Consider the following 22,023-nt stretch of genomic DNA (forward strand, 5'->3'; position numbering starts at 1 on the left):
GTTGAGATTTTAAATTTTGGGCTGTAAATCCCAAAAATCATCCAAATCACAAAAATCATAGTTAGCCCTTGTTCCCTATTCCTGGCTGTAAATCCCAAAAATCATCCAAATCACAAAAATCATAGTTATACCTTGCCCGATATAAATATTCCTAACCAATTCGATGTTTTAGTAGTCGGTGCCGGTGCAGCAGGACTATATACAGCCCTATGTCTACCCACATCCTTACGAGTCGGCTTAATTACTAAAGAAACAGTCTCACTCTCTGCCAGTGATTGGGCGCAAGGTGGCATAGCCGCAGCTGTAGCCCCAGAAGATTCGCCAAAACTGCATATTGAAGACACATTAAAAGCAGGGGCTGGTTTATGTGATATCGCCGCTGTCAAATTCCTAGCCGAACAAGCCCCCAGTTGTATTCAGTCCCTGGTTGACCTGGGCGTAGCTTTTGATCGTCATGACAGTAACTTAGCTTTAACCCTAGAAGCAGCCCATTCTCGTCCTCGCGTGCTTCATGCAGCCGATACTACTGGTAGAGAAGTTACCACCACCCTGACAGATCAAGTCCTGCGTCGTGAGAATATCAAAGTCATTCAGCAAGCCTTGGCTTTGAGTTTATGGATAGAACCCCAAACCGGTCAATGTTTGGGAACTAGCCTATTTTATCAAGGGAAAATTACTTGGATTAGAGCCGGGGCTGTCATTTTAGCTACTGGTGGCGGTGGTCAAGTATTTGCCCAAACCACTAACCCAGCAGTGAGTACAGGTGATGGTGTAGCTATTGCATGGCGGGCGGGTGCAATTCTCCGTGATTTAGAATTTGTGCAGTTTCACCCCACAGCCTTGAGTAAACCGGGGCGTTTTCTGATTAGTGAGGCTGTGCGTGGAGAAGGGGCGCATTTGGTGGATGACACCGGGCGACGTTTTGCCTTTGATTACCACCCAGCAGGGGAACTAGCACCCCGTGATGTGGTGAGTCGGGCTATTTTCAGTCATTTACAAAAAACGGCTGCTGATATGGCTACAGCGAATGTCTGGTTAGATATGCGCCCCATTCCCGCTGACAAAATTCGCCATCGTTTCCCGAATATCATTAATGTTTGTCAACATTGGGGCATTGATGTCTTTACTCAACCCATTCCTGTGTCACCTGCTGCCCATTATTGGATGGGTGGTATTCTCACAGATGTCATGAATGCCACGAATATTCCCGGTTTATACGCCATTGGAGAAACTGCCAGTACGGGAGTACATGGTGCTAATCGTTTAGCCAGTAATTCGTTGTTGGAATGTATTGTCTTTGGGGCGCAAATGGCTAATGTTGACTATGAAAAATTGCAACTGGGAAAACAGGAATCTGCTAATATTATTGAAACTGAAAGTTTGGCAGTTAACCCATCTCTAATTGAGTGGGAAAATCAACAAAGACAATTAGCAGAAATTCGCCAAAATTTACCCCGTGTAGTTTGGCAAAGTGCAGGTATTTGTCGAGAAAAATTAAGTTTAGAAAATGCCATTTCTCAAGTTGCATCTTGGCAAGAAGACTTTGCTGCTTTACCTTTAAGTCAATTATTATTGAGTTTAAAACCGACACAATCAGTTAATTTTCAACAGCCACAAATTGAAAAGGAATTACGGCTTTGGGCAGAAACTCGTAATTTATTAGATATTGCCGAATTAATTCTGAAAAGTGCTGTTTTTAGAACCGAAAGTCGGGGTGGACATTACCGTTTAGATTACCCTCAAACTGATCCTAATTGGCAAGTGCATACTCTTGTCCAAAATCAGGAATGGTGGATAGGTAATAGGTGATATTATCTCCGGTTAAACACCTTTTACCCTGATAATTGCCAAGTTTTACTGGCGACAGCACAACCCGACGCTCATGTTGGGTTTCATGCTTCAACCCAACCTACAGAAAATGGACAAGGTATTGTTAAGTAGCAAAGATTTTTTATCCTTTATAAACCAAAATTCCGCACCTCATTTTGATGTTATGGCTGTAAATTTAATTCCAAGAAAGTCTTAGAATTTGTATTAATTTCTAAAGTATTTGGTTGGGCTAGTTTACCATCAATAAGTACATTATAAGTGCTTACATTTAAATCTTCTAAATAGTAAATTCCAGCACTGTTAGTTACTGAAGTAACTCGTTTTTCTGGATGACTACGAGAAACAAATTCTACACTAACTCCTGTTATCGCTTTCCCTTCTTTATCTATCACTCTTCCCGTCACAACATAAGCTGGAATCAGAGGTATTAAAACAGTCGTATAACTTCCAGGAGAAACTTTAACTGCATAGGCTGGTTGGATAGCTTTCCAACCAAGGGGAAAACCCGCTGGATCTATATCCAAACGATAATTACCTGGTGGAAGCTCAAATAATGCCCCTTTGCTGACATTTTTTGGACGAGAGACACCTAGTTTATTCAAAGGTTGATTATTAATTAAGAATAGTGATTCTATATCTTCAGTATAAAAATCTTCTCCATGATCATGACGACCATTATTATTTTTATCCAGAAATGGTTGAAGTAAGATTCCCCCTTGAGTGCGTAACTTTTCTAATTTTGTCTCGTCACCGCTGAAATTCATACTAGGTTGTAATAACAAACTGGTAAATAAATTGAGACTTAAAGAAGAACTATTATTACTGACTGCACTATAAGTTAATCTTAATCCTAAACCAGGAACTAGAGTTGTAGAAGCAGATGTGATGATACCATGACCTTGAGAACCATTACCATAGCCAAATTCTAAGTCTAATAAACTCCTACCATCTTTACTTTTCCAAGGAGTTCGATAAATCAAATTCAGGCTGCCTAAATAGTTTTTATCATCGGTATCATATTTTAGGCTAATTGCATTGCCTGTAGAGCCAAAAAGCCGACTGCCAGAAAGATTATAGATTAATTCAGAAGAAATATTTTGGTTATATTTACGAATGCCAATCAAAAAAGGATCTAAACTAGCATTCAAAGCACCATTAATACCATTTTTATAATCATAGCTCAAACTCAAAAAAACTGGTTGTAAGTTGAAGTTAAACCCGGTTTCTAAGCGATTATTTGTTCCACTAGAATACAAATTAGAAAATAAACTAACTTTTCGGTTTAAAGCCCAAAATAAATTGGCATTATAAGATTTTTCATCACCGCCAAAACCTAAGCTAAAATTATTAGTTCTGTAGCTAATATCTGCGTTAAAACTAATTTTATTACCAGTTAATGCCCCAAGTTTAAAGGTTAGAGGAGAATTTACTGGTTGATACAATATTTCGCTGTATGGTTGAGTAGAACCATCATAAACTACCCCAGTACCTAAAGTAATTTCATTAGAAAGTCCAAAATAATAAGTAGCTCCACCTTGAAAATCACCAAGATTCCCGAAAAAGCTTTGATTTGTGCGATTTCTTTGTGTACCTGCGCTGATAACAAAAGCTGATTTTCCTTTATTGATTTGACCTTGTAAATTGCGATAATTTAGAGGAATTTCTTCTGGTTTACCACTCAAATTTCCTCCTGGATAAAGCAGAAGTTTATAATTCTGACTTTCTGCATTCCCTGTCAAAGAATTACTAGCTGTCACCACATTTTCAAAGCGGTATTTTGCTGAATTATCTACAAGTTGCTCCCCAACTATCAAATTACTATTTTGGGTAACTAATTGTACTAAAGTTCCAGGAGCAGCTTTTCCCGTTATGGTTCGTAAAACTTCATTAGTATTAAGTTTGTCTAGAGGATTAACACCTCCATAGGAAAAACTAGAATTATTTGCTGGCGTGTAGCCTAAACGTTGAATTATTGTAGTGCCAAAATACTCACCTTGATTGCGATCAAATCGTCCCCAAAAAGGTGCTTGAGTGCCGATAAGATAGTCTGTATAAGGACTAGGATGAAAATATTGCAGTTCGTTTATTTGCCAGTTGCTGCCTACATTACTATTAATTTGTTGAATTCTTGAAAATAAGCTTCCCCCAACAACACTTCCTAATGTTTTAAATTCTGAGTTGTAATTTAAATTATTATTACTAAAATTTGTTCCCTGAGTTTGACTCAAATTTGTTCGTTGAGAAATACCAGTCAAGCTCAAAAAAGGAGGATTGATTTGAGGTAAGCCTGCTAAGATGACTGGTTGTTCTTTTTCTTGGTATTGTTTATCATTAACATTTTTTGTTAACCATGATGGATTGAAAACAAGAGCATATTCTGCTATACTAAATTCAGCAGGAATATTTAAAATATTTTTAATCTGTTCTACAGAAATAGCTTGACCGATATCAGGGTCATTAACTAATAGACTTGGATCAAACTTGATGATTAAACCAACAGAACGTAATTCTAATTGACCATCATCTTTTTTGGTGACGTTGAATTTTAAGGCTTTAATGACATCAGCAAAAGGAACTAGCCAGTTGTTAAAATCAATGGCTTCTTTGCCATTCTCTAAACCCTTGACTGTGGTGGAAGGAATTACATTATTCCCACCGACATTAATTCCCAGCGGGAGAATCGTAAATTTTCCTGATAATGGTATTTTACTAGCAGCAGGAGCTTGATTAGGTTCTAAAACAGTAGAATTGTCAGTTAAATATAGATTGTTAAAGTCCTGAGCATTCACTGGTGGGTACCTGATGAAAATTGTCATCACCCCACCGATCATACTAGAGTTTGCTACAATTAAGCTTACCAATTTAAGCCCTGCACAGTTGATAGGTAGAAATTTCATCTTGATGGAATAGTCACTGGTAAACTAAAAGGTACTTTTGTAGGATTTCGAGGATCTCCCCAAAACAATTCTCCTGTAAGCTGATAATTTCCTGCTGGAATTAACGTTTTTGTTTGGTCTTTTTCAATAGTGATGGGAACATTTCTTGTTCCTTCTGCAATAATAGTAATCTTAGAAATTTCCCCTTGAAATCCTAGTTGTCCGGCTTGTTTTAATTCCCATCTACCTTCAGAACAAATAGTCACGTTTCCTTCATTTTTAACTAACAAATAGAGTTCTTTATTTTTGTAGGGTGATAAATCATTGGGACTATAGGAATCCTGTTTGATTCCTGAATGTTCAAGAATCAAATAGGAGTGCTATAGATTCTAAAAGTAACAGCTCAATAATCCGGGGTAAATCCTTCCATTTATTAGGGTAATAAAACCTGTAGCTGTTCCTTGTTTTGTTTGTGTGGAGATAACTAGGGAAGATACATTTACTTGAGCATTTGCCGGTTTATGAAGGTGCCAAGGTAATAACAACAACAGCAGTATAATTCCCATCTAACAATTCTTCTCCAGTAGTGGTTGGCTCCCAAGTAGACTTAACTGTAATGGTAATGTCACCTGCGGTACTTGGATTCCAATCAGTGGCACTGAAAGTTAAACTGTTCGATGATGCTGGCAATACTGCAAATATAGCAGTATTTGCAGTATTACTGGAAAGTGTAGTAGTATGCACCCCTTGAAGAAGAGTTGCTTGGGTTGGCGCAGTAGGTCGGGTTACGGTGACCTCTGCTGTTATATCAAGTTGATCTAGGTTGCAGTTAAATGAGGCTTGGTCACTTTTCTCCAGCTTTGAAACACCACCAGAGCCTGTATAGAGAGTTTTAGTGTAGGCGTTTGTAGTGCTAGGGAAATTTGTAGTAACGGCACAGGATGGATCTACATTCCCACCAAAACCGACAGGGTTAGCATTAGCTTTACCGGCAAAGATAGAACTAGTGGACGCAATTACACCACCTGTTAATAAAGAAGCAATAGCAGCGGCTTTTAACACTTTCTTAAATGTTTCTTTCATTTCCTTTCCTGTTTTGTTTCATAGAACTTACAAAAAGTCTTGATTTGTTCGGATTACTATTGATATGCAATTGTACATTCACTGAATATACTTATGATAATACCCCAAAAGTTACCCGATCCCTCAAAATCAAAAAGTTTTCTTTTAAAAAACCTATTTAGAAACTTAAATCAATAACTTTAAACGATGAATCAGCCCAGATTAACACCTCCATAGGAAAAATTAGAATTATTTGTTGGCGTGTAGCCTAAACGTTGAATTGTAGAAGTTTCATCTTGATGGAATAGTCACTGGTAAACTAAAAGGTACTTTTGTAGGATTTCGAGGATCTCCCCAAAACAATTCTCCTGTAAGCTGATAATTTCCTGCTGGAATTAACGTTTTTGTTTGGTCTTTTTCAATAGTGATGGGAACATTTCTTGTTCCTTCTGCAATAATAGTAATCTTAGAAATTTCCCCTTGAAATCCTAGTTGTCCGGCTTGTTTTAATTCCCATCTACCTTCAGAACGAATAGTCACGTTTCCTTCATTTTTAACTAACAAATAGAGTTCTTCCTTTTTGATATCATAGTTAGTTTCCTTGGGAATTAAACTTTCTCGAATCTCACCATGACTAACATAAACCACTGTTCCCAGTCGATTATTTACAGTCAAACCACTGGTATTTTTTGGCTTAAAAGGTTGAGAAAAAATGACGGCTCGATATTCTCCTGATTTCATACTGGGTAAGAGACGAGCTAATAATCTAACTCTACGGGTTTGTTTTGGCTCTAAAACTATTTCTGAAGGAGAAAAAATGAGATAGGGTGATAAATCATTGGGACTAGATTCTAAAACTTGGAAACCATTGGAATTATACGTAAACGGTAAAGCATATAAATTCATTTTTACTGCTTCATTTCCTCCATTTATTAGGGTAATAAAGCCTGTAGCTGTTCCTTGTTTTGTTTGTGTGAACATAACTAGGGGAGATACATTTACTTGAGCATTTGCCGGTTTATGGAATAGTAATGATCCACAAAACCCCATACTTGTTATTGCAACAATACTTTTTTTAATAAATCTTGATTTCAGCATTATTTACTCCTTCGTAAAAATTCAAGGTGAAGTGATATTGATCATGAGTTCATAAGTATAAAAGCCAGCAAAAAATTTCTGTGGTCTTTGGATTTGAATACTTACTGCCATAGGAGTGGTACTTGAACCGGAAAAGGTATCAGTTGTACTAGAATTTTGATGAATGGTCTTACTACTACTGTTATTTGTATAGGTTAATTGTGCGGTTCTACTTGTACCAGCAGGATCTATTTTCCCAGTAGTTGCCTGGTGATTTAAAGTTGGTTCAGATAGGGTGATAGTAACATCAATATTAGAAACAGTATTATCAACTACAAAACTACACTGGGCAGGTTGTGTAGTAGCAAGATTATATTGATTGGTTAATGTTAAGCTACCCTGAGTAGGGCAGGTTAGACTTAATTGTGCTAATACTTGAGTAGGATTGAGAATAGTTATAATCGTTAAAGCTACTAAAATTAGTTTTTTCATGGATCTTTTTTCTAGTCATTTACGACAGCAAGCAGCACGATTATAGGACTTAAGCATTAACACTGTAATATAAAGTGATTAAATTTAAGCCAAGAATAATCACCTACCCGATAGGGTAAGTGATGAGGTGAATACTATTTATACTCAACAGGGCTTAATTATTTGACTCTGCGGGCAGGAGTTTAGCATTGCTAAACTCCTACAAATCTAGGTTTTTCGTGATTTTACAAAAGTCTATGTCCCAACCGTTTTGAGTATAAGCTAAAAAATCAAAGAGCGGTAAAATTAGGGAGTTTTTGCCTGTACTAGTTAGGTGTGACGGTAACAATAGCAACAGCAGTATAAGTCCCATCTAACAATTCTTGTCCATCAACGGTTGGGTTCCAAGTAGACCTAACTGTAATCCCAATGTTACCTTGGAGGTTTGTTTTCCAATTTGTGGGAGCTACAGTAGTAGAACCAGTTCCAGTTGCATTAGCATTTGCAGTATCACTGGAAAGTGTAGTAGTATGCACCCCTGCAAGAGAAGTTGCGTTGACTGGCGCAGTAGGTGGGGTTGCGGTTACAGCTGCTGATACGTTAACTGTATCACTGTTGCAGTTAAATTGGGCCGTGTCACTTGTCTCCAGCCTTAAAACACCACCAGCGCCAGAGGATGAATATGTAGTTTTCGCGTAGGCGTTGGATGTACTGCTAGCGAAACCAGTAGCAACGGCACAGGATGGATCTATAGTCCCAGTAAAACCAGTAGTAGAACTAGCTGTGATAGGAGTAACAGCATTAGCTTTATCAGCAAAGATAGAACCGGTGGAAGCAATTACACTACCCGTTAATAAAGAAGCAATAGCAGCGGCTTTTAACACTTTCTTGGATGTTTCTTTCATTTTCTTTCCTACTTTGTTTAATAGACAATACCTTAGCCAAAATAAGAGTCTTGATTTGTTCGCGTTAGCGTTGCGGAGCAATGGTACGCTTACATATTATTCTGACGGGAGGCGTTAGCTATCGTGTGGCTTTTGCGGTATTGTGCCGGAGGCATTACCCGTAACATCACGTAACCTCAATATATAATTTTTTCTGCATGGTATGTGTATATTTAAGCAAGTTAAGTAAAGTTCATTAATAATAATTCTGGAAATCGCTTGATAATTTGGTTGTAGCTATTTACAAAGAAAAAATAAACTTAGTATAATAGTCTTTGACTTTCTTAAATTCCTTAAATTCATGATTTTTTTCAGTTGAATTACCGATTTAGTTTAAACTCCAGGAATTATGAAAATCCCCAGAAATCGCCAGACATACTTATTAACGGAGTTAGGTGAGGAAAAAATAATTAATACTCTTAGTGAAAACCACGTGAACCCACGTAATAGAATTACGTGGATGCAGAAACAGATGGAAAACACTGGTGAAAGTATAAGTATTAATACGATTCGTAGAATTTTAACAAAGCAGAATGTTGAAGAGTATGCAATTAAATTACTATTTAAGACATTAAACATCCCATACAAGCACAACGTAGATGTTATTCTAGCTGTAAAAGATACAAGTAGTGCGAAGAGTTGCTATCAAAACTTCTTGTCTTTTGAAAACAAAAGTCCTAATTTTTTTGGGAGAGACGATGACTTAGCAAGACTTAATACTCTAATCAATCAACATCAAAAAATGATTGTTATTCAGGCACCAGGAGGACTAGGTAAAACAACTTTAGCTAGGCAATACTTAGATAATCAAGGGTTTGATTTAGTTTTATCCCTAGAAATGGCTAGGGAGGCAGAGAACATCACTAGCGTTGAAAGCGTAGTTGAAGAATGGCTGAAACAATACTTTGAAGAAGAACCAGGCAGGGAATTTGGTATTACACTCGCAAGATTAAAAAAACACTTGCAAAATCGCCAAGTCGGGATATTAATTGATAGCTTAGAATCTGCACTAGATAAACATGGTAGGTTCATTCAAAATCATAGTCGTTATCTAGAATTATTCAGGGTTTTAGCTGATGCAACTGTGCAGTCATTTACGATAATTACTAGTAGAGAACGTTTATTTGATGACCGTATTGATATAATTTATCATTATTATTTAAGTGAATTAGGTGTATCAGCGTGGCAAGAATTTTTGGCATTTCACGAAGTTAAGATTGATATTTCTTTACTAGAAGAAATGCACATAAAATATGGGGGTAATGCCAAAGCTATGAATATCTTGCTTGGGTCAATAGAAACAGATTATGAAGGGGATACAACTGCTTATTGGCAAGAAAATTGTACTTTGGTGGAACCAGGATTAAAAAATTTAGTTGTTAATCAATTTAACCGATTGCAAAATTTAAATCCAAATGCTTATAAGTTACTGTGTCGGTTAGGATGTTATCGCTATCAGGATATACCACAAGTGACTGAAGATGCCTTACTAGCTTTGCTGTGGGATATTCCTGACCAGCAAAAGTGTATCTATATAATTAGATCTTTAAAAAATTTGCGTTTGTTTGAATTTGCCAAGGGCAAGTATTGGCTGCATACAGTGATTAAAGAAGAGAGCATAAAAAGGTTAAAATCAAGTCAAGAATGGGAGGAAGTTAACCGAAAAGCAGCCGAATTTTGGAGAGGTAGTGTGAAAAGTATTCGCACCATGGAGGATGCGAAGAAAGCTTTTGAAGCTTATTATCATTATGAATGTATTCATGACTTTGAACAAGCTGGATATATAATTATTCAACGAAGAAATGGTTGCTGGTCATTTGATGAAATGCTGGCTTTTTCTTACTATCGAATGGGAGCATTAACACAAGTAATATCTATACTGAATTTCCTGAAAGAAAAGATAAAATCTGAATATCTACTAGCAAGTATTTATAGTATTGAAGGCATAATAAATTTAGTGTCAGGAAATATGAATATAGCGATTAATTATTTGCATCAATCACTAGCAATGGCAAATTGTATTTTAAATAATTTTGAAAATCATCAAATAGACATAAGTTATGACGAGATTGTATTATTGATAGTCAAAAATCAAATCCATTTATCCTTTTACTATATAGACATCTGGGAACTGGAAGCAGCCATAAATATTTTAGAACCGACCAAATCATGGATAGAAAATATAATCCAAAAAGGAGATAAAAATTTAAAGTTAAAAATAGAAAAATATCAAGTAACCGTGTGGCTACATTTAGCTTTGTTATACTCGTACTTTAATACAGAAGAAAAATACATTCTTCCTCAATCTTTGGCTAAAAAAGTATATTATTCGCTTTTCACGGGAATTTTTGCGGAAATAGTATATTATATTATACTTAATTTAGAAACTTTACTAATTAATGCAGGCTTGGAAACTGAAGTGAATTTTTGCAGATGGCGTAAAATATATGCTTTATTAAAGTTAGGTCTAATTTACAAAAATTTAGGAAACATTAAAAAATCTTTTAAAATATATAATGCAGCGATAGAATTTTCTCAAGCAGAAAGTTCCTATGGATGGATAGAATCTGCTCAAGAACTTAACTATAATTCTCACTATAATCCGCTTGTAGCTAAAGTTTTAACTGGTTTAGCAGAACTGTATCGAATCCAAGATAATTTTGAAGAAGCACTTTTCAAACATTCACAATCAATAGAAATATTCCATAAAATCAGTGGTAACAGATGTGATTTAGCAGAAGCTTACTTTCAACTAGGTTTAACATATCAGAAAATGGGTGACTTTAAAAATAGTCAGATCAATTTTCATGAAGCCATAATATTATTTACAGTAGCGGCAGCTCCCCAGCAAGTTGAGAAAGTTGAAAGAGAGAAAAAAAACCTCAAATCAGGAGGACTGTAGGTTATTCGAGTTAAGTGGACAACTAATTTACATACTACCTAGTGTGTTAATTCTGTGTCTTTTGAGGGGGTAAAAATTCATGCAAAATCTCTGGTGTTTATTAGACATCTCAAAAAAAGAATGTAGAGACGTTCCATGGAACGTCTCTACAAGGGTTCTAGGATACACACATTTAATTTCTACTAGATGTCTATTTGGGGCAAAAGCCTATGTTACATAGGCTCTGCGTTCATATAAACACAAAATTTGCATGAACGAAAAACGAGGAAATTTCATCAAAATTAACACACTACATACTACCGGGGCTTTAAATCCAATAATTGGGATGCAGCTTGACAAAAAGGAGGCTTTGTGAATGATTTACATAAATATCCAGTAGGGGTAAAGCGCATTGCTATTGCTAAACCCCTACACTCGATGATTGATTAATGATTTTTTGGATGTAAGTAGGTTGGCGTTGAAAATTGTCGTTATGGCAAGGCAAAAGGCAAGAGGCAAGAGGCAAGAGTGAAGAGGGTTTAGGCGATTTTACATTTCTTTACACAGTTTGGTTTTATTGTGTTCACCTACTTAGTCTGAATCTCTAGCGGAAATATTTAAAGTTTTTAGGACCTGTATAACCTGTGATTTTTCCTAGTTCCTCTAGGGTTTGAACTCCGCTATAGGTTTTACCATTAATAATCCAACTTGGAAAACCTTCAATTTTTGCAGCTTTACATAATTCTGGTTTACCTTTAGGACTATCACTAGCGCACTCTACCGCAGAACTTTCACTCATGATTGTATAAGCTTCTTTACCAAAAAGTAGCTTTTGTTCGTGACAGTGCGGACACCAATAGGCTACATATTCCTTAGCACCAGATTTGACAAGATGTTGGGCTAGGGCTATTTCGGCTTCACCAGATTTAGTGGTAATTTCCCAGCCAAATTGAGGATTTGGTTGTTCTTTAGGAGTAAAGGTAATTGCGGTTGGTTTGCCATCATTTGATTCGGTAATGTTACCTGATGGATTTATTTGAGAATAAACCCCTAAAGTCCCAATTAGCGTCACCATTGCCACAATCAAAGCAGTGAATAAAAGTTGTCCGATATCTTCCCAATCTCTACCCGTGACAGTTAACACTAACATAGTTAATGCAAACAAGGCAGAGGCAATACAGTACAGACAAATAGCTTTGAGTTGAAATGCCAGGACATACATTAAGTATCCACTAAAGACTGACATAGCGATCGCTCCCACAAACAGCAACCACCAAGTCAAATTTTCTAGTTGTTTCTGACTTTTGTGATTTTCCCCTGCGTTCAATGCTAAGGGAGCTAAAGCCAATATCAACATCCCCATGTATGCCAATAAACCAAATACAGGTAATGGTTGACCTAAAACCGTAGCCCAAGGACTAGAAAGGACATCCACACAACCTTTAACATTTTCTGGGGTAGTACAAACCGGAGTGCTACCGGTCAGCTTTTCATAGGTGAGATAACCTGTATTTAGGATACCAAAACCAGCAATAGTTGCGATCGCCGAACGCGACCATTTATGAATCCAAGGAGTAGAACGACGACGAATCATAATATTGGTAATGGGTAATGGGTAATGGGTAATGGGTAATGGGTAATTGGTAATTGGGGAATAGAATCTAAAGATCCTCCTAATCATCTAAATCAAGAAAATCAAAAGAATCATAGTTTAGACAATTTCTAATCAAGAAAATCAAAAGAATCATAGTTTAGACAATTTCTAATCAAGAGAATCAAAAGAATCATAGTTTAGACAATAGAGGTCTGCGGGCAGCTTCTACAAATTGGCTGACGCGAATCGGATCTATTGGTTGCTGAATTTGACCATGACGTTTGAGAGAACTAGAAACAATCACCCCATCTGCGGCTTGTAACAAAGTCCCCACATTTTCCCAACTTGCACCACTACCAATAAACACAGGAGTACCAGCAGCCGCATTACTAGCCAGTTCCAAATCCTCTTGGTCAGGAGGACTACCAGTAGCCCAACCAGATAAAATTACCGCATCAGCCAAACCTCTTTCAATGGTATCTTTAACAGCAACCGTCAGATTAGGAGAACTCAAAGGACGGGCGTGTTTTACCAAAACATCAGCAAAAATTTTCACATCAGATCCTAATTCCCGACGATATCGTAATAATTGATGAGCGTCCCCTTCAATTAAACCTTGATCCGTTGCCATCACACCCGTAAGAACATTAATTCTGACAAATTGGGCATTAACGCAACTAGCAATAGCGATCGCACTTCTACCATCATTGCGTAACACATTTAATCCCAAAGGCACAGTCACCAAATTCTGGATGCGTTGCACAACCACAGTCATAGCGCTCACAACTGCGGGGTCAACTTGATTTTTCGTAAATGGGGCATCAAAAAAATTCTCAACGATAATCCCATCTACCCCTCCACTGGCAAGGGCTGTGGCTTCTTGTTCGGCGCGGTCAATCACTGCTTTGAGACTACCTCCCCAACGGGCTGAAGTCGGAAGAGGGAGCAGATGTACTACGCCAATAATTGGCGTTCGGGTTTTAAATAACTGATATAAGTCCACGTCTTTAATTTACTTGTCACAGTCTGGAGTTCTTGTCTATCCCCACTCTCCAGACGAGGGGGTAACAAAATGGCATCAATAACTAGACAGGAAGAATCACACAAAAAAATGCAGATTCTCTAGGCATTACAGCCTTCCGCCTTTTATACTAATAATATAAGTTGCTTTAGGGAACAGAAAACAGGAAATGGATGATTAGGAATGGGTAATTAGTAATTTTTCCCATCTCCCGGACCCTGATCCCACCTTTTTCATGGTCAAATTATTGCCTCCTCCTGAAGATATAAATTAACTTTCAACCTTCCATAAGATATGTTAAGATAGAATCTGATGACAAGAGGAGTTTGCCACTCACAAGATGCAAGGCAGCTTCCCGGCATTTAATTGCAAATGTCCGAGTAGCATTACTGCTTGATAGGCGTAGTCGCCCATGCGATTTCCCCAGTTGGGTAGCGGCTTCTCACAACAGACCTCTTGGTCGGCTTCCCAACGGGTAAATTAACAACGCCCACGCTGCGGTAATGCAAAATACCATTAAGCGAATTGTTAAAAATATAATGAGTGTCGGACTTACCCAAAGACACTTAAGATTACCCTGGGAAACAAATTAGTAGAAGTATCATGCCATGATCCTATCAACATGATAGCTGAAGGTCGTAATTTGGCTTTTACTAGTTAAAGTTGCTAGTTATATAGGTTAAATCTGGTAATTAGTAGCGGGTAGTTGGGTGGAAAAGACAACAGAATTCAGGAGGTAGGGGCGCAGGGCCTGCGCCCAGTCAGAAATCACCGAGTAAAACCCGATTAATTTTTGATTGAAGTTTCGTGCTTCATTTACCTGCTGTCTTTTGGTGTTTGCATATTCCTAAGCCAACGCTTGAATGTTAATTAACAAGGAAAAACGGAAGATCTATTCAAAATATGGGTGAAAAGCCAACGATTGCCATTTCTCACCTGGGCTGCGAGAAAAATCGAATTGATACAGAACATATGCTAGGGCTGCTAGTAAATGCAGGCTATGGTGTAGATAGTAACGAAGAATTAGCAGATTACGTAATTGTCAATACCTGTAGTTTTATTGAAGCGGCTCGACAGGAATCAGTAAAAACCCTAGTAGAACTAGCGGAAGCCAATAAAAAAATCGTCATTACTGGCTGCATGGCGCAACACTTTCAAGAACAATTATTGGAAGAATTGCCGGAAGCAGTAGCGGTAGTAGGGACAGGCGATTATCACAAAATCGTTGATGTCATCGAGCGAGTAGAACAGGGAGAGCGAGTTAAAGAAATTACTGCCGAACCTACCTATATTGCCGATGAAACCACACCCCGTTATCGGACAACCACTGAAGGGGTAGCTTACCTACGGGTGGCAGAAGGCTGTGATTATCGGTGTGCATTTTGTATTATTCCCCATTTGCGAGGAAACCAGCGATCGCGTACCATTGAATCAATAGTCGCCGAAGCCCAACAACTGGCAAGTCAAGGTGTCAAAGAAATAATTCTCATTTCCCAAATCACCACCAATTACGGCTTAGATATTTACGGGAAACCCAAATTAGCCGAATTGCTACGGGCATTAGGCAAAGTAGATATCCCTTGGATTAGGATGCACTACGCCTATCCCACCGGACTCACACCCGATGTAATTGCGGCCATCCAAGAAACCCCCAACTGTTTACCATATTTGGATTTGCCTCTACAGCATTCCCATCCAGAAATTCTCCGCGCCATGAATCGTCCTTGGCAAGGGCAAATCAATGATGGGATTATGGAACGGCTGAAAATTGCCCTACCATCAGCAGTGCTAAGAACCACATTTATAGTTGGTTTTCCTGGAGAGACGGAAGCACATTTTCAACATTTATTAGAGTTTACCCAACGACATAAATTTGATCATGTTGGTGTCTTCACCTTCTCACCAGAAGAAGGAACTCCCGCCTACAATCTACCCAATCAAATTCCCGCAGAAGTGATGACGGAACGCCGTAATCAACTAATGGAATTACAACAGCCAATTTCCTTCCAGAAAAATCAACAGGAAATCGGCAAAGTAGTTGATGTCCTGATTGAGCAAGAAAATCCTGAAGGTGGAGAATTAATCGGTCGTTCCGGCAGATTTTCTCCCGAAGTTGATGGTCAAGTCTATGTTAAAGGAGAGGCTAGGCTAGGAACCATCGTTAAAGTAGCAATTCAAAGTGCCGATGCCTATGACCTCTATGGTCGAGTTATCAATAGTGATAGATTATCTTCCTATCTGCTATCTGCTGTTGTATAAGACTTAATTTACAAATAAGTATCGGTTCACAAGTTCAAAATTCACAATCAAATCTAGGAGCATTAATGAATTTATCATTTCAAGAATTAGGCATTTCTCAAGAACGAGCTGAACTGTTAGCAAACATGGGTTTTTCTGAACCTACAAATATTCAAACCCAAGCAATTCCTCAACTATTAAATGGTCGGGATGTAGTTGGTCAATCCCAAACAGGAACAGGTAAAACCGCAGCTTTTTCTCTACCAATTTTAGAAAGATTAGATCCCAGCTTAAAAGCTGTCCAAGCCATAGTTTTAACCCCAACTCGTGAGTTAGCAATTCAAGTTCATGCGGCTGTTTCCCAATTTATTGGTAACAGTTACTTGAAAGCAGCGGCTATTTACGGTGGTCAATCAATTGACCGTCAAATTATGCAACTCAGACGTGGGGCGCAAATCGTTGTCGGTACACCAGGACGGGTCATAGACTTGCTAGATCGTGGTAACTTGAAATTAGATCAAGTCAGATGGTTTGTTTTGGATGAAGCTGATGAAATGTTAAGCATGGGCTTCATTGACGATGTAGAGAGAATTCTTTCTCAAGCCCCCGAAGAACGCCAAACAGCCTTATTTTCAGCGACAATGCCACCGTCAATTCGGATGTTGGTAAATAAATTTTTGAACTCACCGGTAACTGTCACCGTTGAACAACCCAAAGCCGCACCGAATAAAATCAATCAAGTGGCTTACATGATTCCCCGTCATTGGACAAAAGCTAAAGCTTTACAACCAATTCTGGAAATGGAAGATCCAGAAACAGCTTTAATCTTTGTTCGCACCCGCCGCACAGCCGCAGAATTAACCAGTCAATTACAATCTGCTGGTCATAGTGTGGATGAATATCATGGTGATTTGTCCCAACAAGCCCGGGAACGCCTATTAATCCGTTTCCGTAACCGTCAAGTACGTTGGGTGGTAGCTACTGATATTGCAGCGCGTGGTTTAGATGTTGACCAGCTTTCCCACGTTATCAACTTTGATTTACCCGATAGCGTGGAAACATACGTTCACCGGATTGGTCGGACTGGTCGGGCTGGAAAAGAAGGAACGGCAATTTCCTTAGTTCAGGCATTTGAACGCCGCAAACAACAGGCATTTGAACGCCATAACCGTCAAACTTGGCAGATTCTGTCTATTCCTACCAAGGCACAGATTGAAGCCCAACATATCCAGAAGTTAAGAGGACAAGTTGCTGAAGCTTTAACTGGGGAACGGTTAGCTTCCTTCTTGCCGATTATCAGCGAGATGATTGAGGAATATGATGCTCATGCGATCGCTGCTGCTGCTTTACAAATCGCCTACGATCAAACCCGCCCCGCTTGGTTACTATCAGGAGTAGACCTACCTGTTGAAGAAAGCCCAACTCCCAAACCCAGAATCAACAAACGTGGTGATAGTGGCGAACGTGAACGCAGTTCCGGTGGTGGTCGCGGTGGTCGTTCCTCTTGGTCAAAAGAAGGTAAAGGCAACGACGACAGACGCAGCAGCGGTGGCGGTAGTCCTAAACCCAAGTTGAAAATCACTCACCATGAATCTTCTCCTAGTCCTAGTAACCACAAGTTAGGTTTACCGACAGGTAGAGAATAGATGGGTTGTCAGTGCATCGCCATAACAACCTGTTAATAAGCTGATTTTTAAAGCCACTTTCACCTACAGATTAAAACCTGCGGGTTTGAAGGTGGCTTTATTAAGTAATTGGACAAAAATATTTACAGTCATTGCGAGGGAAGGGAAGCAATCACAACCCTTGCGAACTGCTTGCAGCAGCGCTTCATTTCACTTCGTTCCCTATGGCTAACGCCACGCAACGCTTACGCAATGACAATAGACATCTCCGGTAAAGATTGTAGAGACGTTCCATGGAACGTCTCTACAGGGGTTTCATGTCACGCATATTTAATTTTCGGAGATGTCTATTGTGTAATTAATTCTGTCTCACTACTTACAGCAGTTTTTGTTGGTGCAAGATGTCAGGTAGGAAGTTGGGAGCAATAAAGCTTATTACCAGAGATAGTAATAGGGGGTTGTGTTTAGAGATATCATAAGACCTTGTGGTAAGTGGGAAACTCAGTCACTTTAGTGCTGAGAGGAAAACGACTCGTGCGGTTTTAACCGCTTTTTAAGGGACTTCCAAATAAAAATATGTCCCAAAACTAACGCAAAAACTCTCTCTATTTCTTCTCTCTCTGTGTTCTCTGTGCCTCTGTGGTTCTTTTGTTCATTTATTGGGATAATTTTTTTCTTGGAAGTTCCTAAACCCTGGCGATCGCTTTATTTCGTTTCATATCTTTCTAGGGAGCAAGTTATGTAGTGAAAGCCATGCACCATCCTTTATTGCTGATTTTCGTTAAAATCACGATTTTTTCTCTAATGTTAGCCATAGGCAGCAATCTCTGTTTTGAAGAAATGCTCTCCCTGTGGCGAAAACCTGCTTTACTATTCCGTGCGCTTTTAGCCGTTGTCGTGCTAGTTCCTTTAGTGGTTATTGTCCTGCTAAAACTGTTTCACTTACCCCCAGAAGTAATCACAGGATTAGCCTTGTTAGCGGCTTCTCCAGGTGCGCCTCTGACCACAAAGCGATCGCAAAAGGCTGGAGGCAGATTCTGTTACGCAGCCAGTCTTCAATTAACCCTCGCCATACTTGCAGTCTGCGTTACTCCCGTCACATTGGGCATTTTTTTCACCCTATTTCAGCATCTTGTAGAAAAAGTGACAATTTTAGAAGTCGCTAGACAGGTGATCATGGTACAGTTGTTGCCTGTCAGTATCGGTCTGTTGCTGCAAAAATTTACTCCTAAATTTGCCGAAAATATCGCCCAACCTTTAAATTTTATTGCTGATATTCTTTTATTACTGCTGGTTATTTTGGCTGGTATTTTAGGGATTCCCCTATTTTTTAAAGTTTGGGGATTACCAATGGTTGTGATTACAATCATGATAATTGTTTCTCTAGCAATAGGACACAGTTTAGGAGATCATAATGATGATACACAACCAATTTTAGCAATTTCCTGTATTGCTCGTAATGTCGGTTTAGCTTTGTTTATCGCTATTTTGAATGACGTACAACAACAGGTAATTCCCACAATCATAGCTTATGTAATTGTAGGAGCAGTTCTAGGTGGTTTTTACTCAATTTGGAATAAACGCAAATTAGAGAAACAACCTAGCTAAGAGGTTGTTTGAAAAGTATTAGATGAAACCGATAATCTCCAGAAACCTAACCCCCCTTCCCCCCTTCCCTACAAGGGAATGGGGGTTTCAAAGCCTCTCCCCGCGTCGGGGAGAGGTTTGGAGAGGGGTTTATTTATACATTAAAAACTTTTCAAACATCCTCTAAATGCGGTTTTCAATTCCTCTCCGTGCCTCTGCGTCTCTGCGTGTAAAAATCTAAATTATGGCATTATTTGAACAGCTAGAGAGCTGGTTATCATTTGTTGTGACTTTGCTGAAATTTTTACTAGAATCTATTTCTGTTTTTTGTATTTTATTGGGTGTATTAAAAAGCGGAAAAATAGCAATTTCTCTGAACCATCATCATAGTCAAAACAGATTTCTGCAAATCCGGCTCAACTTTGGCATTTGGCTAGTGCTGGCATTAGAATTTCAATTAGGAGCAGATATTCTTTCTACAACCTACCATTCAACCTTTGAGTCTCTAGGAAAATTAGGAATTGTTGCCTTAATTAGAACTTTCCTCAATTATTTTCTGAATCAAGAACTCAATAAACAACAATAAAAGTAATTATTCAGAGGTAATTTACAGGCACATTTTACCACAATGAATCAGCCACTTATCAAATCAGAAACACCTGAACAATTGTCTACCAACGATTTAGCCGCAGATCGGACAGAACTAGCTAAATACCGCAGTCGAGCGGCAGCAGACCGCACATTAATGGCGTGGATACGCACCTGTCTATCGTTAATTGGTTTTGGTTTTGGTATTCCCACAATTGTCAGAGCGATTGAAAATACTCGTCTGAGTCATCACCTCAACCCAGTCAGATTTTCGGTAATTGTGGGACTGTCTTTTATTGTGACGGGAATGTTGGGAATGGTTTTAGGGTTAAGAGAACACCGTAAGTTACTTAAACAAATTCAAAGCGATCGCTATACCTACGAAACCTCTCACAGTGCGGAAATTATCGGAGTGGCTTTACTTGTAATTGGCTTAGTTAGTTTTCTTGGTGTGGTAATTCGGGCAATGAATTTTTAAAGATTTTAGGACTTACGCAACTGGCACATTGGCAGGGTGCGTCAGACAGCATAAATCCTTCAAATAAACAGATTTTTGATATCTGACGCACCCTAAAACAGATTTTAGGTGTGACACTTGCGTAAGTCCTGGATTTAAGATATATAGCAACTTACGTTATTATTGATAAGGCAAAATAATTTAGAATTTATTGGTTAATTTTGCGTTAGATTATTTTAAAATTGTTGATGGAGCATTATTGAAGATTGATATGAATCCTAGACAAATCGAAAGTTGGGCATTGAGAGTTATTGATTGTGTAAAAAGTGGTCAACCTAACGAAGATTTTTTGGTTGAATTAAAGGCAACCTGGATATCTGAAGAGAAAGCTGCTCGTCGAATTGCCGGTCATGCTAATGCTGCGCGAGGAGAGAATATACTTTGGTTAATAGGCGTTGATGAAGCAAAAGGTGTTGATTGTGTTATTGGAGCTAATGCTGCTGATATCGCCAGTTGGTATCCTACTGTAGAGTCATTTTTTAATGAGCTTGTACCAAGAATGATTTCTTCATTGAACATTCCTGTTGATGACAAAACGGTTGTAGCTTTGGTATTTGAAACTGATCGCGCTCCTTTTGTTGTTAAAAATCAAGCTTTCGGCTCTGTAAAAGGAGTTGCTGTTGAACTTGAAGTTCCTTGGCGTGAAAATACGGCTATAAGATCCGCACGTCGTTCTGATCTTATTCGATTACTTGCACCACTCGAACTTTTACCGGAAATTGAAATTCTTGATATTAACCTGAAAGCAACGATTGCAGGAGAAGATTCTGTAGGAAATTATTACCCTTACAAATTGCACCTATTTTCAGAGTTGTACATTGTTCCTAAGAGTAGGGAGCGTGTGATCATTCCTTTTCATAGATGCCAAGTAGAGTTTGAAATTCCAGAAATTTCAGTAGTATTTAAGTATGATCCGATTACTCCAATTAGTCTACGTCCTGCTATTAGTAAGTTCTTTGACTATGGATTAGGAAGATATGGATCAGGAAGAAGTGATGTAGGAATAACTAAACCTGGCTCTTTAACAATTGAAAGTACAGCATATGAAATCATAATTGATGGACCTGGTAGACTGTCACTTTGTGCAACAGCAGAAATACCTTCTTTAGCGGAAGATGCAAAAAATTGTAATGTTCGTATATCAATTTCTATTCTGCCAACTGGTGCTAATCGTCCAGTAGTGTTAACAAAGACTTTACCTTACCCAATAGAGAAATAACCGTCCTAGTGCGATCGCAAATCTCGTAAATTAATGAATTTTACCCTTTGCTCAGATGTAATCTTATTGCGTGATCTTCCCGAAGATAATGTATATGCTGGGGACATTGGCACAGTAGTTGAAAAACATGATGTTCCCGGACTAGAAACAGGCTACAGCGTTGAGTTTTTCGATATGCTTGGCAATACTGTGGCGATTGTCACATTGCCAATGAGTTGTTTTCGCTTGCCAACTTGTGCCGATAGACCCGCAATCAGATTAATGGCTAATATTGCCTAGTTTACACAGTCAAAATCATCCTAATCCGTTCTTTAACAACTGAGTATAAGATACAAATTGTCTCTTGCTTTTCTTTTCTTGTGCTTCTAAATCTTGATAAATTGCCTTTAAATCGTAATTAAATTGTCGAGAATGTGCCTCTCTCGTCTGACGAATTTCTTCCACAATTGGATCTTTCCACATAAATTTTACCTCTATATCAGTTCTTCAGGAG

The 22,023-nt window shown here is 38.5% G+C and carries 18 protein-coding genes; 9 read left to right on the forward strand and 9 right to left on the reverse strand.

Features of this window, described 5'->3' with window-relative positions:
• Positions 1 to 132 precede the first annotated feature (132 nt).
• On the forward strand, positions 133 to 1,809 hold the full coding sequence (nadB, locus tag HEQ36_RS07085) for an L-aspartate oxidase (protein WP_053540444.1): 1,677 nt from the start codon (positions 133 to 135) through the stop codon (positions 1,807 to 1,809).
• Between the two features lie 182 nt (positions 1,810 to 1,991).
• Here the strand turns inward: nadB and HEQ36_RS07090 are convergent, their stop codons facing one another.
• The 6 genes from HEQ36_RS07090 to HEQ36_RS07115 form a co-directional block, all read right to left on the reverse strand.
• Positions 1,992 to 4,619: a carboxypeptidase-like regulatory domain-containing protein gene (locus HEQ36_RS07090; protein WP_234413233.1), complete on the reverse strand. Its 2,628-nt coding sequence runs from the start codon at positions 4,617 to 4,619 to the stop codon at positions 1,992 to 1,994.
• Positions 4,620 to 4,723: 104 nt separating this feature from the next.
• Positions 4,724 to 5,077, reverse strand: a complete 354-nt coding sequence (locus tag HEQ36_RS07095; RefSeq protein ID WP_051155206.1) for a hypothetical protein — start codon at positions 5,075 to 5,077, stop codon at positions 4,724 to 4,726.
• A gap of 148 nt (positions 5,078 to 5,225) precedes the next feature.
• On the reverse strand, positions 5,226 to 5,789 hold the full coding sequence (locus HEQ36_RS07100) for a hypothetical protein (protein ID WP_015081142.1): 564 nt from the start codon (positions 5,787 to 5,789) through the stop codon (positions 5,226 to 5,228).
• Positions 5,790 to 6,059: 270 nt separating this feature from the next.
• Positions 6,060 to 6,866 (reverse strand): hypothetical protein, encoded by an 807-nt coding sequence (locus HEQ36_RS07105; RefSeq protein WP_168635585.1) that lies wholly within the window; start codon positions 6,864 to 6,866, stop codon positions 6,060 to 6,062.
• A gap of 21 nt (positions 6,867 to 6,887) precedes the next feature.
• Positions 6,888 to 7,337 (reverse strand): hypothetical protein, encoded by a 450-nt coding sequence (locus HEQ36_RS07110; protein WP_015081144.1) that lies wholly within the window; start codon positions 7,335 to 7,337, stop codon positions 6,888 to 6,890.
• A 305-nt stretch (positions 7,338 to 7,642) separates the two neighbouring features.
• The gene (locus HEQ36_RS07115; protein WP_168635586.1) at positions 7,643 to 8,221 is read right to left on the reverse strand and encodes a hypothetical protein; all 579 of its coding nucleotides are present in this window, start codon (positions 8,219 to 8,221) and stop codon (positions 7,643 to 7,645) included.
• A 511-nt stretch (positions 8,222 to 8,732) separates the two neighbouring features.
• Here HEQ36_RS07115 and HEQ36_RS07120 point away from each other — a divergent pair.
• The gene (locus HEQ36_RS07120; RefSeq protein ID WP_168635587.1) at positions 8,733 to 11,162 is read left to right on the forward strand and encodes a tetratricopeptide repeat protein; all 2,430 of its coding nucleotides are present in this window, start codon (positions 8,733 to 8,735) and stop codon (positions 11,160 to 11,162) included.
• 583 nt (positions 11,163 to 11,745) lie between these two features.
• Here the strand turns inward: HEQ36_RS07120 and HEQ36_RS07125 are convergent.
• Together HEQ36_RS07125 and btpA are read right to left on the reverse strand one after the other, a co-directional pair.
• Entirely contained in the window at positions 11,746 to 12,735 is a 990-nt protein-coding gene (locus HEQ36_RS07125; protein WP_168635719.1) for a vitamin K epoxide reductase family protein, read from the reverse strand.
• A gap of 190 nt (positions 12,736 to 12,925) precedes the next feature.
• Positions 12,926 to 13,738: a photosystem I biogenesis protein BtpA gene (gene btpA / locus HEQ36_RS07130; protein ID WP_053540452.1), complete on the reverse strand. Its 813-nt coding sequence runs from the start codon at positions 13,736 to 13,738 to the stop codon at positions 12,926 to 12,928.
• Between the two features lie 921 nt (positions 13,739 to 14,659).
• On the opposite strand from btpA, the gene rimO reads away from it, so the two are divergent.
• The 7 genes from rimO (at position 14,660) to HEQ36_RS07165 (ending at position 21,809) form a co-directional block, all read left to right on the forward strand.
• Positions 14,660 to 16,015 (forward strand): 30S ribosomal protein S12 methylthiotransferase RimO, encoded by a 1,356-nt coding sequence (gene rimO / locus HEQ36_RS07135; RefSeq protein WP_168635588.1) that lies wholly within the window; start codon positions 14,660 to 14,662, stop codon positions 16,013 to 16,015.
• 65 nt (positions 16,016 to 16,080) lie between these two features.
• Entirely contained in the window at positions 16,081 to 17,640 is a 1,560-nt protein-coding gene (locus HEQ36_RS07140; protein WP_053540454.1) for a DEAD/DEAH box helicase, read from the forward strand.
• 732 nt (positions 17,641 to 18,372) lie between these two features.
• A complete protein-coding gene (locus tag HEQ36_RS07145) occupies positions 18,373 to 19,227 on the forward strand; it encodes a bile acid:sodium symporter (RefSeq protein WP_168635589.1) in 855 nt (284 codons plus the stop codon).
• Between the two features lie 223 nt (positions 19,228 to 19,450).
• Positions 19,451 to 19,792 carry a DUF1622 domain-containing protein gene (locus tag HEQ36_RS07150; protein WP_053540456.1) on the forward strand — a complete coding sequence of 114 codons (342 nt, stop codon included), beginning with the start codon at positions 19,451 to 19,453 and terminating at the stop codon, positions 19,790 to 19,792.
• Positions 19,793 to 19,834: 42 nt separating this feature from the next.
• Positions 19,835 to 20,272: a DUF202 domain-containing protein gene (locus HEQ36_RS07155; RefSeq protein WP_168635590.1), complete on the forward strand. Its 438-nt coding sequence runs from the start codon at positions 19,835 to 19,837 to the stop codon at positions 20,270 to 20,272.
• 190 nt (positions 20,273 to 20,462) lie between these two features.
• Positions 20,463 to 21,530, forward strand: a complete 1,068-nt coding sequence (locus HEQ36_RS07160; RefSeq protein ID WP_233455433.1) for a hypothetical protein — start codon at positions 20,463 to 20,465, stop codon at positions 21,528 to 21,530.
• Between the two features lie 33 nt (positions 21,531 to 21,563).
• Complete coding sequence (locus HEQ36_RS07165; protein WP_168635593.1) at positions 21,564 to 21,809, forward strand: DUF4926 domain-containing protein; 246 nt, start codon at positions 21,564 to 21,566, stop codon at positions 21,807 to 21,809.
• Between the two features lie 15 nt (positions 21,810 to 21,824).
• On the opposite strand, the gene HEQ36_RS07170 is transcribed toward HEQ36_RS07165, so the two are convergent.
• The gene (locus tag HEQ36_RS07170; RefSeq protein ID WP_168635594.1) at positions 21,825 to 21,992 is read right to left on the reverse strand and encodes a hypothetical protein; all 168 of its coding nucleotides are present in this window, start codon (positions 21,990 to 21,992) and stop codon (positions 21,825 to 21,827) included.
• Positions 21,993 to 22,023 lie beyond the last annotated feature (31 nt).

The organism is Anabaena sp. 54 (genome assembly GCF_017355725.1).
In the GTDB taxonomy this organism is placed as follows: domain Bacteria; phylum Cyanobacteriota; class Cyanobacteriia; order Cyanobacteriales; family Nostocaceae; genus Dolichospermum; species Dolichospermum heterosporum.

What these genes read in the sequence shown, in the direction of transcription:
- HEQ36_RS07105 (WP_168635585.1), bottom strand. Translation starts at nt 6,866, where the DNA reads ATGCTGAAATCAAGATTTATTAAAAAAAGTATTGTTGCAATAACAAGT.
- HEQ36_RS07165 (WP_168635593.1), top strand. Translation starts at nt 21,564, where the DNA reads ATGAATTTTACCCTTTGCTCAGATGTAATCTTATTGCGTGATCTTCCC.
- HEQ36_RS07120 (WP_168635587.1), top strand. Translation starts at nt 8,733, where the DNA reads ATGGAAAACACTGGTGAAAGTATAAGTATTAATACGATTCGTAGAATT.
- HEQ36_RS07145 (WP_168635589.1), top strand. Translation starts at nt 18,373, where the DNA reads ATGCACCATCCTTTATTGCTGATTTTCGTTAAAATCACGATTTTTTCT.
- HEQ36_RS07125 (WP_168635719.1), bottom strand. Translation starts at nt 12,735, where the DNA reads ATGATTCGTCGTCGTTCTACTCCTTGGATTCATAAATGGTCGCGTTCG.
- rimO (WP_168635588.1), top strand. Translation starts at nt 14,660, where the DNA reads ATGGGTGAAAAGCCAACGATTGCCATTTCTCACCTGGGCTGCGAGAAA.
- HEQ36_RS07170 (WP_168635594.1), bottom strand. Translation starts at nt 21,992, where the DNA reads ATGTGGAAAGATCCAATTGTGGAAGAAATTCGTCAGACGAGAGAGGCA.
- HEQ36_RS07150 (WP_053540456.1), top strand. Translation starts at nt 19,451, where the DNA reads ATGGCATTATTTGAACAGCTAGAGAGCTGGTTATCATTTGTTGTGACT.
- HEQ36_RS07140 (WP_053540454.1), top strand. Translation starts at nt 16,081, where the DNA reads ATGAATTTATCATTTCAAGAATTAGGCATTTCTCAAGAACGAGCTGAA.
- HEQ36_RS07100 (WP_015081142.1), bottom strand. Translation starts at nt 5,789, where the DNA reads ATGAAAGAAACATTTAAGAAAGTGTTAAAAGCCGCTGCTATTGCTTCT.
- HEQ36_RS07110 (WP_015081144.1), bottom strand. Translation starts at nt 7,337, where the DNA reads ATGAAAAAACTAATTTTAGTAGCTTTAACGATTATAACTATTCTCAAT.
- HEQ36_RS07115 (WP_168635586.1), bottom strand. Translation starts at nt 8,221, where the DNA reads ATGAAAGAAACATCCAAGAAAGTGTTAAAAGCCGCTGCTATTGCTTCT.
- HEQ36_RS07155 (WP_168635590.1), top strand. Translation starts at nt 19,835, where the DNA reads ATGAATCAGCCACTTATCAAATCAGAAACACCTGAACAATTGTCTACC.